This is a genomic window from Qipengyuania flava, from assembly GCF_011762005.1.
GTDB lineage: Bacteria > Pseudomonadota > Alphaproteobacteria > Sphingomonadales > Sphingomonadaceae > Qipengyuania > Qipengyuania flava.
Genome location: NZ_JAASQU010000003.1, coordinates 162717 through 176204 on the forward strand (window position 1 = coordinate 162717; position 13488 = coordinate 176204).

Annotated in this window: 17 protein-coding genes and 1 tRNA gene; 11 read left to right on the forward strand and 7 right to left on the reverse strand. The window is 64.1% G+C overall.

The genetic code is table 11. The features are described from left to right. The first annotated feature begins 94 nt into the window (after positions 1-94). The 3 genes from FHS69_RS11215 to FHS69_RS11225 are packed head-to-tail and all read left to right on the forward strand — an operon-like array spanning position 95 to position 2134. Positions 95-286 carry a NepR family anti-sigma factor gene (locus FHS69_RS11215; protein ID WP_067575471.1) on the forward strand — a complete coding sequence of 64 codons (192 nt, stop codon included), beginning with the start codon at positions 95-97 and terminating at the stop codon, positions 284-286. After that, positions 286-891, forward strand: a complete 606-nt coding sequence (locus FHS69_RS11220; RefSeq protein WP_067671574.1) for a sigma-70 family RNA polymerase sigma factor — start codon at positions 286-288, stop codon at positions 889-891. The genes FHS69_RS11215 and FHS69_RS11220 overlap by 1 nt, the downstream gene beginning before the upstream one ends. Positions 892-949: 58 nt before the next feature. Then, positions 950-2134: an AI-2E family transporter gene (locus FHS69_RS11225; RefSeq protein WP_166777774.1), complete on the forward strand. Its 1185-nt coding sequence runs from the start codon at positions 950-952 to the stop codon at positions 2132-2134. A gap of 55 nt (positions 2135-2189) precedes the next feature. On the opposite strand, the gene FHS69_RS11230 is transcribed toward FHS69_RS11225, so the two are convergent. Beyond that, positions 2190-2801: a superoxide dismutase gene (locus tag FHS69_RS11230; protein WP_166777775.1), complete on the reverse strand. Its 612-nt coding sequence runs from the start codon at positions 2799-2801 to the stop codon at positions 2190-2192. A gap of 175 nt (positions 2802-2976) precedes the next feature. Here FHS69_RS11230 and glmM point away from each other — a divergent pair, with 175 nt between their 5' ends. Genes glmM through thiD form a run of 3 tightly spaced genes read left to right on the forward strand, consistent with a single transcriptional unit; the run spans position 2977 to position 5423 of the window. Further along, positions 2977-4314, forward strand: a complete 1338-nt coding sequence (gene glmM, locus FHS69_RS11235; RefSeq protein WP_166777776.1) for a phosphoglucosamine mutase — start codon at positions 2977-2979, stop codon at positions 4312-4314. A gap of 54 nt (positions 4315-4368) precedes the next feature. Further along, entirely contained in the window at positions 4369-4593 is a 225-nt protein-coding gene (locus FHS69_RS11240; RefSeq protein WP_166777777.1) for a DUF1272 domain-containing protein, read from the forward strand. Further along, positions 4590-5423 (forward strand): bifunctional hydroxymethylpyrimidine kinase/phosphomethylpyrimidine kinase, encoded by an 834-nt coding sequence (gene thiD / locus FHS69_RS11245; protein ID WP_166777778.1) that lies wholly within the window; start codon positions 4590-4592, stop codon positions 5421-5423. The genes FHS69_RS11240 and thiD overlap by 4 nt, the downstream gene beginning before the upstream one ends. On the opposite strand, the gene FHS69_RS11250 is transcribed toward thiD, so the two are convergent. Both FHS69_RS11250 and FHS69_RS11255 read right to left on the reverse strand, forming a co-directional pair. Beyond that, entirely contained in the window at positions 5405-6295 is an 891-nt protein-coding gene (locus tag FHS69_RS11250) for an LOG family protein (protein WP_067468926.1), read from the reverse strand. The genes thiD and FHS69_RS11250 overlap by 19 nt on opposite strands. Before the next feature lie 54 nt (positions 6296-6349). Further along, positions 6350-6425, reverse strand: a tRNA-Trp gene (locus FHS69_RS11255). Positions 6426-6509: 84 nt separating this feature from the next. Here FHS69_RS11255 and aat point away from each other — a divergent pair. After that, positions 6510-7193 carry a leucyl/phenylalanyl-tRNA--protein transferase gene (gene aat, locus FHS69_RS11260; protein ID WP_067468765.1) on the forward strand — a complete coding sequence of 228 codons (684 nt, stop codon included), beginning with the start codon at positions 6510-6512 and terminating at the stop codon, positions 7191-7193. Here the strand turns inward: aat and FHS69_RS11265 are convergent. From FHS69_RS11265 to FHS69_RS11280, 4 genes are all read right to left on the reverse strand, one after another. Further along, complete coding sequence (locus FHS69_RS11265; RefSeq protein WP_067671562.1) at positions 7097-7630, reverse strand: DUF2155 domain-containing protein; 534 nt, start codon at positions 7628-7630, stop codon at positions 7097-7099. The two genes, aat and FHS69_RS11265, sit on opposite strands and share 97 nt — an antisense overlap. Before the next feature lie 2 nt (positions 7631-7632). Next, positions 7633-8031, reverse strand: a complete 399-nt coding sequence (locus tag FHS69_RS11270) for an NADH:ubiquinone oxidoreductase subunit NDUFA12 (RefSeq protein WP_067468759.1) — start codon at positions 8029-8031, stop codon at positions 7633-7635. Between the two features lie 62 nt (positions 8032-8093). Further along, on the reverse strand, positions 8094-8591 hold the full coding sequence (locus FHS69_RS11275; protein ID WP_243844647.1) for a DUF192 domain-containing protein: 498 nt from the start codon (positions 8589-8591) through the stop codon (positions 8094-8096). Then, positions 8588-9172, reverse strand: coding sequence for a regulatory protein RecX (locus FHS69_RS11280; protein WP_166777780.1), 585 nt, complete (start codon positions 9170-9172; stop codon positions 8588-8590). The genes FHS69_RS11275 and FHS69_RS11280 overlap by 4 nt, the downstream gene beginning before the upstream one ends. Before the next feature lie 132 nt (positions 9173-9304). Between FHS69_RS11280 and FHS69_RS11285 the strand changes: the two genes are divergently transcribed. From FHS69_RS11285 to FHS69_RS11300, 4 genes are all read left to right on the forward strand, one after another. Further along, positions 9305-11038, forward strand: a complete 1734-nt coding sequence (locus FHS69_RS11285; protein ID WP_166777781.1) for a fatty acyl-AMP ligase — start codon at positions 9305-9307, stop codon at positions 11036-11038. Positions 11039-11201: 163 nt separating this feature from the next. After that, positions 11202-12416 (forward strand): toxic anion resistance protein, encoded by a 1215-nt coding sequence (locus tag FHS69_RS11290; RefSeq protein ID WP_067468750.1) that lies wholly within the window; start codon positions 11202-11204, stop codon positions 12414-12416. Positions 12417-12426: 10 nt separating this feature from the next. After that, positions 12427-13185 carry a hypothetical protein gene (locus tag FHS69_RS11295; protein ID WP_166777782.1) on the forward strand — a complete coding sequence of 253 codons (759 nt, stop codon included), beginning with the start codon at positions 12427-12429 and terminating at the stop codon, positions 13183-13185. Further along, a complete protein-coding gene (locus FHS69_RS11300; RefSeq protein ID WP_067468744.1) occupies positions 13185-13487 on the forward strand; it encodes a polyhydroxyalkanoic acid system family protein in 303 nt (100 codons plus the stop codon). The genes FHS69_RS11295 and FHS69_RS11300 overlap by 1 nt, the downstream gene beginning before the upstream one ends. Position 13488: the final 1 nt, after the last annotated feature.

Here is a 13488-nt window from a genome sequence, read left to right on the forward strand (position 1 = left end):
TTGGCGCGTTGTGCGAAGCACATTCCGGGATCGAGGCGCTGGCGCATAGATGTCGCTTGCGCGAACCTATTCAGAGGGTACCAGTTTTCTTATCATGAGCTCAGAAACGCCGAAGAACCCGCAGCGGGCGCCCGCCGGCGGGCCGCCCGCCCCATCCGGTGCCAGCGACAAGGCAAAGGATCCGGATTGGGCCAATGGCCTGAAGCAATTGTACGATTCCGTCGTCGAGGAACCGCTGCCCGACAGTTTTCAGGACCTGCTCGATCAGCTGGGCGCCAAAGACTGATGGCCGGTGAAGAGCGGACGGCTTCCGAAAAAGCCGATTTCAAGCGCGAGCTGACCGAGGTGGTCCCCCACCTGCGTGCTTTCGCACGCGGCCTGTGCGGCCGCGCGGACATGGCGGACGACCTGGTTCAGGAAACGCTGCTCAAGGCCTGGGCCGCGCAGGAGCGGTTCCAGCCCGGCACCAGCATGCGCGCCTGGACCTTCGTGATCCTGCGCAACGCCTATCTCACCGACATGCGGCGCAACCGCTTCCGCGGCGAATATGACGAGACTGTCGCCGAACGCGTGCTGACCGCTCCCGCGGGGCAGGAAGAACCGATCCACCTGTCGGACATGCACCGCGCGCTGCTGACGCTGCCACCCGAACGCCGCGAGGCCTTGTTGCTGGTTGGCGCCGGCGGCTTCTCCTACGAGGAAGCGGCGACGATTTGCGGCTGCGCGGTCGGGACGATCAAGAGCCGGGTGGGCCGCGCTCGGGCTGCGCTCAACGCAATGCTCGCCGATGGTGACATTCCCAAGCGCTCGATCGACGACAGCGCCGCGCACCGCGCGATCCTGCAGGAACTCGACGATGTCGCGGCAGGACAGGGCGGCAGCCGCAACTAGAAAATCTTCCGCGTTCGGGCGCTTGTCACGATTCGCTACGCGAGGCAGATAGGCGCTGATGAGCGAGACCGATTTCTCCGAGCCGGCAAGCACGGCGCCGCACCAGCAGCGGCGCTCGAGCCGGCTTGCCTTCGCCGAACAGGAATTGCGGCTGATCTCGTCGCTCGTGCTGCTGATCGGTCTCGGGCTGTTCCTCGCGCTGCCCTTCGTGCTGTCGATCGGTTCGGTGGTCTTCCTGCCGGTCGTCACCGCGCTGGTGCTGACCGTGATCCTTTCGCCGCTGGCCGACAAGCTCAATGGCTGGGGCCTGCCCAATGCGCTCGCCTCGGTCGCGGCGCTGATGTTCTTCTTCGCGATCCTCGTTCTCGCGCTGGCACTGATCCTCCAGCCCGCCGTGGCGTTGTTCGACGACGTTCCGGCCATGGCACAGGGCGTGATGGCGCGCTTCGGCGAATTGCGCGAACGCTTCGCCTGGATCGCAACGCTCAACGAACAGCTGGCCGCGCTGATGAATAGCGATGGTTCACGCGAAGTGGTGCTCGCCGCGCCGAGCCTGCTCGAACAGGTCGCTTTCGCCACGCCCAGCCTGATCCTCGAGACGATCCTGACGCTGTTGATGGCCTATTTCATGATCGAGGCGCGCGTCAGGCTCCGCCAGCGGCTGCTGTTCGGCCGCGCCAGCTTCGGCACCAGCATCAAGGCCGCGCGCGTCATCCGCGAGGTACAGGACCGCGTCGCCGCCTATATCCTGACCGTCGGATCGATCAATGCGATGGTCGGCGTAGTGGTGGCGCTGGGGGCCTGGGCGTTGGGTGTCGATGCGCCGATCATGTGGGGTGGACTGGCCGCGCTGCTCAATTTCCTGCCCTATGTCGGGCCGATCGTAATGGTCGCGCTGCTCGGCCTGTTCGGAATCGGGACCGCGGACACGATCGTGCTCGGCCTCGTCCCCGCCACCGCCTATCTGGTGCTGCACACGATCGAGGCCAACCTCATCACCCCCGCCGTGCTCGGCGCGCGTTTCACGATGAACCCGGTGATGATCCTGATCGCGCTGTCCTATTTCACCTGGATATGGGGCGTGTTCGGGGCGCTGCTCTCAGTGCCAATCCTGCTGATGCTGACCGCCCTGTTCGACCATATCGGGCGCCCGAACCTGGTCGGCTTCGTGTTCGGCGAACCGCTGTTCGCAACCAGCCTGTTCGACGAACACGAACGCAGCGGGACCGCCACCGCGCAATAGAAAACCCGCCGCCATCGCTGGCAGCGGGTTTCCCTTTTTCAGACCGGCAATGGGTTCAGGCCGGATACTTCCAAGTCGTACCGCGCGCGAGGTTTTCGCTCGCGAAGCTCCAGTTGAGCTTGCCGTTGACCGCATCGAGATAGGCCGGACGCGCATTCTGGTGATCGAGGTAATAGGCGTGTTCCCACAGATCGATGACCAGCAGCGGGTTTACCCCGTCGAGATCAGCCAGCGTGTCGCCGTCATGGGTTTCCTCGATGCTGAGCTTGCCATCCTTGATGGCCAGCCACACCCAGCCGCTGGCGAAATGGCCTGCACCGCGCTCGGCGAGTTTTTCCTTCACCCCGTCGACCGAGCCGAAGACATCGTCGATCATGCTCTTGAGCTCGTCCGAAGGGCTGGTTTCCGAAGGCGCCATCGAATGCCAGTAGAAGCCGTGGTTCCAGCTCTGCGCCGAATTGTTGAACAGGCCCTGGTCGCTGTCACGTGCGGAAGCGATTACCGCTTCGAGATCCTTGCCCTCGAGGTCGGTGCCTTCGATCGCCTTGTTGGTCTTGTCGAGATAGGCCTTGTGGTGCTTGCCGTGGTGGAACGACAGCGTCTTGGCCGACACGGCGGGCTCCAGCGCGGTGTCGTCGTAAGGCAGGTCGATCAGCTCAAAAGCCATGGAATGTCCCCTCTTGGGTTGGTGTGAACAAATTTCGTACTTGCGTCCCTAACGCCCCTACAAGCGCGTGGTTGCACATAGCCGCGATATTGCGCGCGAAAAGGGGGGCGAACGGTCTTTTATTGTTCGCACATTCGCGGCATTGCGACCGCGACACAAGGGAGTTCATCGATCTATGGCGCGCAATTTCTTCGGGACGGACGGAATTCGCGGACGCACCAACAGCGGAGTCATGACCGCGGCCACGGCGATGCGCGTCGGGCAGGCGGCGGGCACGCATTTCCTGCGCGGCGACCATCGCCATCGGGTGGTGATCGGCAAGGACACGCGCCTGTCCGGATACATGATGGAAAGCGCGTTGGTGGCGGGCTTCACCAGCGTGGGCATGGATGTGATCATGACCGGCCCGCTCCCCACCCCCGCCATCGCGTTGCTCACGCGCGAGATGCGCGCCGACCTGGGTGTGATGATCTCCGCCAGCCACAATCCGTTCGAAGACAATGGCATCAAGCTGTTCGGTCCCGACGGATTCAAGCTGTCCGACGAGACCGAGGCGTCGCTCGAACGGTTGCTCGAACAGGAGCCGCAGCTGGTGGAGCCCGAGCGGATCGGGCGGGCGCGGCGGATCGAGGACGCGCGCGGTCGCTATATCCACGCGGTCAAGCAGTCGATTTCGGCCGACATCCGCTTCGACGGGCTCAAGGTGGTGGTCGATTGCGCGCACGGTGCCGCTTACGAGGTCGCCCCCAGTGCGATCTGGGAGTTGGGTGCCGAGGTCATCGCAATCGGGGTTACGCCGACAGGGACCAATATCAACGACGGGGTCGGCTCGACCTCGCTCGAGATGGTCAAGGCACGGGTGGTCGAAGAAGGGGCGGACATCGGCATTGCGCTCGATGGCGACGCGGACCGGCTGATCGTGATCGACGAGAAGGGCGAAACGGTCGATGGCGACCAGATCATGGCGCTGATCGCCACGCGGATGCAGCACCGCGGGAGCTTGCGCGGCGGTGGCGTGGTGGCAACCGTAATGTCCAACCTCGGCCTCGAACGCTATCTCGAGAGCATCGGCCTCACGCTCGAGCGCACCAAGGTCGGCGATCGCTACGTTCTCGAACGCATGCGCGAAGGTGGCTTCAATGTAGGGGGTGAGCAATCGGGCCACATGATCCTGACCGACCATGCGACCACCGGCGACGGCACCGTCGCCGCGCTCAGCGTGCTGTCGAGCATGGTGCGCACGGGCAAACCCGCCAGCGAATTGCTGCATGTCTTCGATCGCGTCCCTCAGTTGCTGAAGAACGTCCGCTATGAAGGCGGGGCCCCGCTCGAGAATGCGCAGGTCAAGCAGGTCATCGCCGGGGCCGAAAGCGAACTGGCAGACAGCGGCCGTCTGGTGATCCGTCCTTCGGGCACCGAACCGCTGATCCGGGTGATGGCCGAAGGCGATGACGCGGTGCAGGTCGAGGCCGTGGTCGATCGTATCTGCGACGCGGTTCGCGCCGCCGCCTGAATCCGGCCGGAATAACGGGGAGCGCCAGCCGATACCCGGCGCGAAGGAGAGACAATGCTCGAAATGCGACCCGACTGCGAACGCTGCGGCACCGACCTGCCGGCGCAGAACACCGGTGCCTTCATCTGCAGCTTCGAATGCACCTTCTGCATCGAGTGCGCCGATGCACTCGACGACATGTGCCCGAACTGTGGCGGCGAACTGATGGACCGTCCGACCCGCGCGAAGAAACTGCACGACGAATACCCACCCAGCACTGTGCGGAAGTTCGCGGCGTGAGCGAGACGGCATCCCCTCCCCGCATTCTCTCGATCGCCGGTTCGGACAGTTCGGGCGGTGCGGGTATCCAGGCGGATATCAAGACGGTAACCATGCTGGGTGGCTATGCCATGACAGCGATCACCGCCGTTACCGCTCAGAACACCCGCGGGGTGCAGGGCGTCGAGGCGTTGTCGCCGCAATTCGTGCTCGATCAGGTAGAGAGCTGCCTGTCCGACATCGGCGCCGACGCAATCAAGATCGGCATGCTCGGTTCACCGGATACCGCACGTTTGCTGGCCGAACGGCTCGACACCTTTGCCGGGCCGATCGTGTTCGACCCGGTGATGGTCGCAACCAGCGGATCGGTACTGGCTGACGAGGAAACGATCGCAGGCTTTGCCGCGCTGATGCAAATCGCCACCATCGTCACGCCCAACAAGCCCGAACTCGAGATCTTGACCGGGCGCGACGAAATTGCCGACGAAGACATGTTCGATGCCGCCAGGGTACTGGCCGAACGCCACGGCGTTCAGGTGCTGGCGAAAGGCGGGCATGCGGGTGATGAGACGCAGGTCGTCGATCGCATCGCCACACCGTCGGGCAAGCTCGCCAGTTTTGCACATTCGCGGATCGAGACACGGCACACGCATGGCACCGGCTGCACGCTGTCTGCAGCGCTGGCGACGCTGCTCGGCTATCGGCAGCCGCTGACACATGCGATCCGGCTGGCGCGCGGTTTCACACACGCGGCCATCATGCACGCCCCGGAATTCGGCGAAGGCGCGGGTCCGCTGGGCCATCAGGCCGTGCGCAATCCCGCGCCGTCGGATCAGCAACCCAGCTCGTAGAACTCGCAGAGATATTCCCACGCCTCGTCCGCGGTTTCGCACCAGCGGAACAGGTCGAGGTCCTTCTTCGAGATCGTACCTTCTTCGGCGATCGCTTCGAAGTTTACCACGCGCGACCAGAAGTCCTTGCCGAACAACAGGATCGGGATCGGCTTCATCTTGCCGGTCTGGATCAGCGTGAGCAGTTCGAAGAACTCGTCGAAGGTCCCGAACCCGCCGGGGAAGACCGCCACCGCGCGCGCGCGCAGCAGGAAGTGCATCTTGCGTAGTGCGAAATAGTGGAAGTTGAGCGACAGGTAGGGCGTCACATACTGGTTGGGCGCCTGCTCGTGCGGCAAGATGATGTTGAGGCCGATCGATTCGCCCCCCGCCTCGCTCGCCCCGCGGTTCGCCGCTTCCATGATCGAGGGCCCGCCGCCCGAGCAAACCACGAACTGGCGCTTGCCATTGTCGATGATCGACTTCTCGGTCGCCATCTTGGCCAGCTTGCGCGCCTCGTCGTAATATTTGGACTTGGCGACAAGGCTTTCCACGACCTTGCGCTCGTCCTCGGGCAGGTCCTTCGCGCCTTCGAGCGCGGTCTCGGCGGATTCGGGCGGGGGAATGCGTGCGCTGCCATACATTACCAGCGTCGACCCGACGCCCGCTTCGTCGAGGATCATCTCGGGCTTGAGCAGTTCAAGCTGGAACCGCACGGGGCGCAGTTCCTCGCGCAGGAGGAAATCCTTGTCCTGGAATGCGAGCTTGTAGCTGGGATGTTCGGTTTGCGGCGTATGCGTTGCAAGGCCCTGCTTCTCGAAACGGGCCTCCTGCTCTGCAGCGTAGAACTTGCGGTCTTCGATGCCGCGCTGGTGCTTTTCTTCTTCTGTCATGCGCCGCCCGATAGGGCGCGCGCGCGACATCGACAAGTCATCCGAAGAAGGAAATGGCAGGGGTGACAGGATTCGAACCCGTGGCCCTCGGTTTTGGAGACCGATGCTCTACCAGCTGAGCTACACCCCTGCAGGAGGGCGCGCATTAGTATGAGTGCCTCCGAATGGCAAGGCGCATATCGCGCGCGCCTCAGAAGTGTTAGGATTGCCCGCAATGCACGCACCCGCCACCTCCCGAATTCCCGTCGAACTGCTGCTCCGCGCATATCGCAGCGGAATATTTCCCATGGCCGATCATCGCAGCGATGCAGAGGTCTATTGGGTCGAGCCGCGCGAGCGCGCGATCATTCCGCTCGACGGGCTCCGCCTGTCGAAAAGTTTTCGCAAAGTGCTACGGCAGGACCGCTTCCGCGTGACCTGCGACACCGCCTTCGACCAGGTCATCGGCGAATGCGCCGCCCCGCGCGAGGAACATGCCGAAAGCTGGATCAGCCACCGGATCGAGGCAAGTTACAATGCGCTGCATCTGGCCGGCCATGCGCATTCGATCGAATGCTGGCGCGATGGCGAACTGGTCGGCGGGCTCTACGGCGTGGGCTTCGATCGCGTGTTCTGCGGCGAAAGCATGTTCAGCCGGACCGACGATGCGAGCAAGGTGGCGCTAGCCTGGCTGGTCGCAGCGATGCGCGCGGCGGGCTATGCGCTGCTCGACTGCCAGTTTATGACCGAACATCTGGCCAGAATGGGGGCGGTGGCACTGCCACAGGCGCGCTATATCGACCTGCTCGCGCAGGCCGAAGGTCACCCTTCAGTGTCGCTTCCCGAAGCGGTGTCGCGGTTCGGCGCCGCCTCTTCGCCCGGGAAAGCCATCGTACAATCCTTGACCCAGACGTCGTAGATCGGATGCTCGACCACGTTCAGGCTGGGCGAGTTCTTGAACAGCCAGCCCGAGAAAACCTTCAAGAACTGGTCTTCGGTGCCGCGTTCCTTGACCAGCAACTGCACGAAGGCACCCGTTTCCTTGGGCATTTCCCACGGTGCGGTGCGCTCGCAGGCCTGCAGGCGGACGATCACGTCGCCCACGCGCTGCTGCTGACCCGGCCGCAGTTCGAGGTCGCGGCTGACATTGTTGCGCTTGTTGAGCAGGCCGAGCGTTGCAACGCGCTCTTCCATCGGGGTTCCGATCCCCGCCTCATCGGCAGGCTGCACGGGCAGTTCGCCCTGCTGGAGTTCTTCGGGGACTTCGGTCTGCACTGCCGATTCGGGCGGCGCGGCCTCCTGCTCGCACGCGGCTAGCAGCGCGACCGGCAGGATGAGGGCAAGCGCCCCGCGCATCGTCACGCCTCGGGCGACCAGGCTTCGTAATCACCCGTCGCGCGGGCCCGCTGGCCACCACGCTCGAGCGCACCCGCGGGACGATAGGCCTTCGCGGTGCCCGTCGCATTGGGCGTGAAATCGGCTTCCCAGATCCGCGCCGGCGGCAGATGGCTCTCGGGCACGTCGTCGAACGCACCGTGGAGCCAGCCGTGCCATTCGCTCGGCACGCGGCTCGCATCGTTCGCGCCCTCGTAGATCACCCAGCGTCGCTCGCGGGCGCCCTCGGCGGCCTTCTTCGAGCGGTAGTACTTGTTGCCCTGCGCATCGGTACCGACGTGCTCGCCATTGCGGGCGGACCACAGGTGGGTGCCGATGGTGGCACCGTTCCACCAGGTGAAGATCTTAGCGAGGAAGTTCATGTCCGCGCGGTTAGCGCTTTATTCGCCCTGCCTCAAGCGCCCGCATGCGGGTGCTCGCGCAATTACCATTCGACCAGATCGCCCGGCTCGATTCCCAGTTCGGCAGCGCGGCCGCCGCGCAGTTCGAGCACGCCCAGCACTGGCCCCACCGAATAGACCGGTTCGAGCGAATAGGGTTCGGTTTCGGCCGCGATATTGCTGATCCGCCGGTCCGGCCCGATATAGATGATGTCGAGCGGCAATGGCGTATTCTTCATCCAGAAGCTTTGCGCGCGGGTTCCGTCATAGGGGAAGATCATTCCCTCGTTGTCGCCCAGATCTGTGCGGAACATCAGACCCCGGGCCTGCGCCTCGGGTGTATCGGCGACTTCGACCGAGAATGCGATCCTTTCGTCACCGCTGGTCACCGTGAGCGGTATGACCGCGAGACCGGAAACCGGGTGAACGCTTGCAGCAGGAGCAGGCGCCGATTCGGTCGGTTCGGAAGCCGCCCCCGCCTGCGTCTGCGGCGAACAGGCAACCAGCGCGGCGCCCCCCGCAAACGCGGCCAGTGTCCTCAAGCCGTGTCCTCGCGTGCTTCTGCGACCCATTCCTCGAGCTCCTTCTCGCTGCGCGCTTCGACCACGCGCCGTGCCATGTCGAAATCATGGCCCGCGCGTAGCATCGCGGCAAGCCGCTTCTCGCGCAGTTTGCGTTCTTCATCCCCCCCGGCAACGGGCTTGCGTTCGAACGGGCCGAAACCGCGCTTGCGCGCCAGCACCAGCGCGGCGTGCCGCCTGGCGTGTTCGCCCGGCTCGAGCGCGTGGCGCAGTTCCTCACCGATCCCCGCTGCGCGCAAGGCGTGCTCCACCCTGCGGGCGCCATAGCCGCGTGCGGCAAGATCGCCCGCTTTCGCACGGCCGTAGCTTTCGTCATCGACATAGCCGCGCTCGACAAACTTGCCGATGAGCGCGTCCAGATCGGGCGCTTCGTCCTCGACGAAGCCACGCTCGCGCAATTTGCGTTGCAAATAGGCTCTCAGCTTGCCCGCACTGGTCGCGAACCGTGCGACATATGCCACTGCGAGCTCTTCCAGCCGCGTGCGATCAAGCGGCTTTGCGCGGCGGCGAGTGCGCCCGGTTGTTGCGCGTTCATCATCCATCGGCCATATTACTGCCACAGTCCTTTAAGATTGGGAAACATGGGAGAGCGCGCGGAATTTTGGTTCGCGCGGCAAATCATGCAATGAGGGAGCCCGCAAGGCCCCAGCAATTTACGGGTATCGCCGATAATTATGACCGACGCCGCACTGACGCCGACGCCGAACGATTGCGAGCTACCGCGCCGCCGTTCGGACTTCGCGACTTTCAACGAGGCCCTCGAATACGCTGCACGCAGCGCGAAAGGCCTGAATTTCCACGACATGCGCGGGACGCTCGAACGCGTCTATCCCTATGCGCAGATGCGCGAGGATGCGCAGCAGGCCGCCTACCGGCTGGTCGCAATGGGGATCGAGAAGGAAGACCGCGTCGCGCTGGTCGCCGAAACCAGCGCCGAATTCGCCGCGCTGTTCTGCGCCTGCACCCTGATGGGCGCGTGGCCCGTGCCGTTGCCGCTGCCGACCACTTTCGGCGGCAAGGAAGGCTATATCGACCAGCTTGCCGTGCAATTGCAGAGCTCGGACCCCAAAGTCCTGATCTATCCGGGTGAAATCGCCGAAATGGCCAAGGCCGCTGCCGACCGGCAGGGTTGCGGCGGCGAAAGCTGGGACGATTTCGCGAAGCGCCCCGCGCCGCCCTGCGACCTGCCCGAGGCGCAGCCCGACGACATCTGCTATCTGCAATATTCCTCAGGCTCGACCCGCTTCCCTACGGGGGTGGCGGTGACGCATGAGGCGCTGCTGCACAATCTGCGCGGTCACGCGGAATCGATGGAAATCGGCACCAACGACCGGGTTGTCAGCTGGCTGCCGTGGTATCACGACATGGGGCTGGTCGGCTGCTTCCTGTCGTTGATCTCGAACCAGGTTTCCTGCGATTACCTGCGGACCGAGCATTTCGCGCGGCGCCCGCTCGCCTGGCTCGACCTCATCAGCCGCAACCAGGGCACCACGCTCAGCTATTCGCCGACCTTCGGTTACGATATCTGCGCGCGCCGGATTTCCAGCCAGAGCAGCGTTGCCGACCGCTTCGACCTGTCGCGCTGGCGCGTTGCGGGCAATGGCGCGGACATGATCCGTCCGGACGTGATGCAGAATTTCGTCAACGCCTTCGCCGGAGCGGGCTTCCAGGCGAACAGCTTCAACCCCAGCTACGGCCTTGCCGAGGCGACGCTAGCGGTCACCGTCATGCCGCCGGGTGAAGGCATTCGCGTCGAGCTGGTCGAAGAAGAGCGCCTCTCGGGCCGCCCGCGCGACCTGTCCAAGCCCGCGCGCTATCGCGCGATCGTCAATTGCGGCAAGCCGATCCCCGGGATGGAGGTCGAGATCCGCGGCGAGAACGACCAGGCCCGCGGTGACCACCAGATCGGCAAGGTCTGGTGCCGCGGCAAGAGCGTGATGCATTCCTATTTCCGCAACGAGGAAGCGACCACCGACTGCCTGGTCGATGGTTGGCTCGACACCGGCGACATGGGTTACATGGCGGATGGCTATCTGTTCATTGTCGGCCGCGCCAAGGACATGATCATCATCAACGGCAAGAATTTATGGCCGCAGGATATCGAGTGGGCGGTGGAGCAATTGCCGGGCTTCAACCATGGCGACATCGCTGCCTTTTCGATCGATACCGAGGCGGGCGAGGAAGCCCCCGCCGTGCTCGTGCATTGCCGCGTGTCCGACCCGGTCGAACGGATCAAGCTGCGCGACCAGATCGCAGACAAGGTCCGCGGTGTCACCGGGATGAGCTGCGTCGTAGAACTGGTGCCGCCGCGCACGCTGCCGCGCACGAGTTCGGGCAAGCTCAGCCGTGCCAAGGCGAAAAAGCAGTATCTCGCGGGCGAGATCGTCCCGCTCGACCTGGCCGCCTGACCGCGCTTCCCGCGCATTCGCGGATGCGCGGGCCCATTCCAGAATTGGCTTGCGCTCGGCGCCATGCGCGCGGCACTATCGCGCCAATGGGTGACTGCACGCTTGAAGATCGTGTATTGCCACCCTAATACAGGACTCTAGCCGCTTGGAGAGACCCGCGCCCATGAGCGATACGAAAACGCAGACTGCCACTGCCACCGAAACCGCCTTCGACCTGACGCCGCCCGATCCGGTGCCCGAGGTCAAGCCGGAAAAGGCGGCGGGTCTCGTGCCGGTCTCGGACGAGGTGAAGTCCAAGCTGGAGACCAAGGTCGACGGCTTCGTCGCCGACCTGATCGCCGAAGACGCCAATTCCCCCGAATTCGGCAAGAAGGTCGACCAGCTGACCAATATGGGCCGCAAGGAAATCATGGCCGCGGCGGGCATGTCGAACCGCTTCCTCGATCGCCCCGTACGCGCGATGGACAAGGACGAAGGCGTCGGCGCCAATCTTGCTGAACTGCGCCGCGTGGTCGAGGACCTCGACCCGGGAAAGCGCGGCAAGCTGTCGGGGCCGCGCAAGATCCTCGGAATCATCCCCTTCGGTAACAAGCTTACCAATTACTTCCGCAGCTACCAGAGCGCGCAGACGCATATCCAGTCGATCCTCAACAACCTCGCCAGCGGCAAGGACGAGTTGATCATGGACAATGCCGCGATCGACGTCGAACGGCAGAAGTTGTGGGAAGCGATGGGCAATCTGGAACAGATGATCCACATCTCCAACTCGCTCGACGCGAAGCTGGAGGAAAAGGCCGCCGAACTCGACGCGACCGATCCGGCGAAGGCCAAGGCGGTGCGCGAAACCGCGCTTTTCTATGTTCGCCAGCGCACGCAGGACCTGCTCACGCAGATGGCGGTCAGCGTGCAGGGCTATCTCGCGCTCGACCTAGTGAAGAAGAACAATGTCGAGCTGGTGAAGGGCGTCGACCGCGCCAGCACCACCACGGTGGGCGCGCTGCGCACGGCCGTGACCGTGGCCGAGGCGATGACCAACCAGCGGCTCGTGCTGGGCCAGATCACCGCGCTCAATGACACCACTGCGGGGATCATCGACAGCACCAGCACGCTGCTGCGCGACCAGACCGGCAAGATCCACGAACAGGCCGCCGCCAGCACGATCCCGCTCGAAACGCTGCAACGCGCATTCCAGAACATCTACGACACGATGGACGAGGTCGACAGTTTCAAACTGCGCGCGCTCGACAGCATGAAGCAAACTGTCACGCTGCTGAGCGACGAGGTCGAAAAATCGAAGGGCTACATCGCTCGCGCCGAGGGCCAGGCCCAGGCGCAGAAGCAGGTCGCGCAGAGCGATTTGCTGAGCATCGAGGGCTGAGGGCGGCACGGTGAACGACCTCACCCGCGAAAGCGATCGCATATTGTCCGAAGGCAAATCGCTGGTGCGCGACAATCGCGAGGGCGGCCGGCACCGCCGCGCGCCCTCGATCGGCCAGGGTTCGGCGCGCGTGAAGCGCAACAACTGGATGAAGCGGGTCACCTACTTCGTCGGTGCAGTCTTCGCGATTTTCGTTTCCGCGTCGATCGCGGGGCTGGTGCTCGACGGGATCGGTTTTGCGGGAGTCATGGCAGTGGCGCTGGCGATCGTTGTCGCCGCATGGGTGTTCACCAACTACCCCAAGGTAAAGGTCCCGACGCGGACCGACATCAACAAGGGCAACGTCCAGCAGATGGTCAGCCGCACCGAACTGTGGCTCGAAGCGCAGCGCCCCGCCCTGCCCCCGCCCGCGGCGAAAATCGTCGGTGACATGGGCGTCCAGCTCGATGCGCTGGGCCTGCAGCTCGACGGGCTCGACCAGAACCATCCCAAGGCGCGCGAAGTGCGCAGCCTGGTGGGCGAGCAATTGCCGCAGATGATCGACAGCTACCAGCGCATTCCGGCGCATCTGCGCCAGGAGGAACGCGCGGGCGCGACACCCGACCAGCATCTGACCGACAGCCTTGGCAAGATCAGCGGCGAGATCGATTCGATCACTCGCCAACTGGCGGAAGGATCGCTCGACGATCTGGCGATCAAGCATCGTTATCTCGACTACAAGTTCGGCGAAGGGGCGCAAACCAGCCCGCAGCTGGAGGACAAAAGCTGATGCGCGTCCCGATTTCGCACGATCTGGGCAAGGACGAAGTCCGCCGCCGGTTGAAGGACCATGGCCATGAGATCGGCCAGTACGTCCCTGGCGGATTGGCGGATGTCTCGACCAGCTGGCCGAGCGAGGACCGCATGGACCTCGCGGTGCGCGCCATGGGCCAGGGGGTGGACGGCTGCGTGATCATCGAGGACACGCAGGTGATTTTCGAGGTCAACCTCCCTCCCGCGCTGTCTTTCGTCGAGCCGATGGTCGCCAGCGCAATCCGCCAACAAGGCCAGAAGCTGATCGCGCCCAAGTAGA

Excerpts from the sequence above, each read along its gene's own strand:
- FHS69_RS11215 (WP_067575471.1), top strand. The coding sequence starts at position 95 with ATGAGCTCAGAAACGCCGAAGAACCCGCAGCGGGCGCCCGCCGGCGGG.
- FHS69_RS11220 (WP_067671574.1), top strand. The coding sequence starts at position 286 with ATGGCCGGTGAAGAGCGGACGGCTTCCGAAAAAGCCGATTTCAAGCGC.
- FHS69_RS11225 (WP_166777774.1), top strand. The coding sequence starts at position 950 with ATGAGCGAGACCGATTTCTCCGAGCCGGCAAGCACGGCGCCGCACCAG.
- FHS69_RS11230 (WP_166777775.1), bottom strand. The coding sequence starts at position 2,801 with ATGGCTTTTGAGCTGATCGACCTGCCTTACGACGACACCGCGCTGGAG.
- glmM (WP_166777776.1), top strand. The coding sequence starts at position 2,977 with ATGGCGCGCAATTTCTTCGGGACGGACGGAATTCGCGGACGCACCAAC.
- FHS69_RS11240 (WP_166777777.1), top strand. The coding sequence starts at position 4,369 with ATGCTCGAAATGCGACCCGACTGCGAACGCTGCGGCACCGACCTGCCG.
- FHS69_RS11250 (WP_067468926.1), bottom strand. The coding sequence starts at position 6,295 with ATGACAGAAGAAGAAAAGCACCAGCGCGGCATCGAAGACCGCAAGTTC.
- aat (WP_067468765.1), top strand. The coding sequence starts at position 6,510 with ATGCACGCACCCGCCACCTCCCGAATTCCCGTCGAACTGCTGCTCCGC.
- FHS69_RS11265 (WP_067671562.1), bottom strand. The coding sequence starts at position 7,630 with ATGCGCGGGGCGCTTGCCCTCATCCTGCCGGTCGCGCTGCTAGCCGCG.
- FHS69_RS11270 (WP_067468759.1), bottom strand. The coding sequence starts at position 8,031 with ATGAACTTCCTCGCTAAGATCTTCACCTGGTGGAACGGTGCCACCATC.
- FHS69_RS11280 (WP_166777780.1), bottom strand. The coding sequence starts at position 9,172 with ATGGATGATGAACGCGCAACAACCGGGCGCACTCGCCGCCGCGCAAAG.
- FHS69_RS11285 (WP_166777781.1), top strand. The coding sequence starts at position 9,305 with ATGACCGACGCCGCACTGACGCCGACGCCGAACGATTGCGAGCTACCG.
- FHS69_RS11290 (WP_067468750.1), top strand. The coding sequence starts at position 11,202 with ATGAGCGATACGAAAACGCAGACTGCCACTGCCACCGAAACCGCCTTC.
- FHS69_RS11300 (WP_067468744.1), top strand. The coding sequence starts at position 13,185 with ATGCGCGTCCCGATTTCGCACGATCTGGGCAAGGACGAAGTCCGCCGC.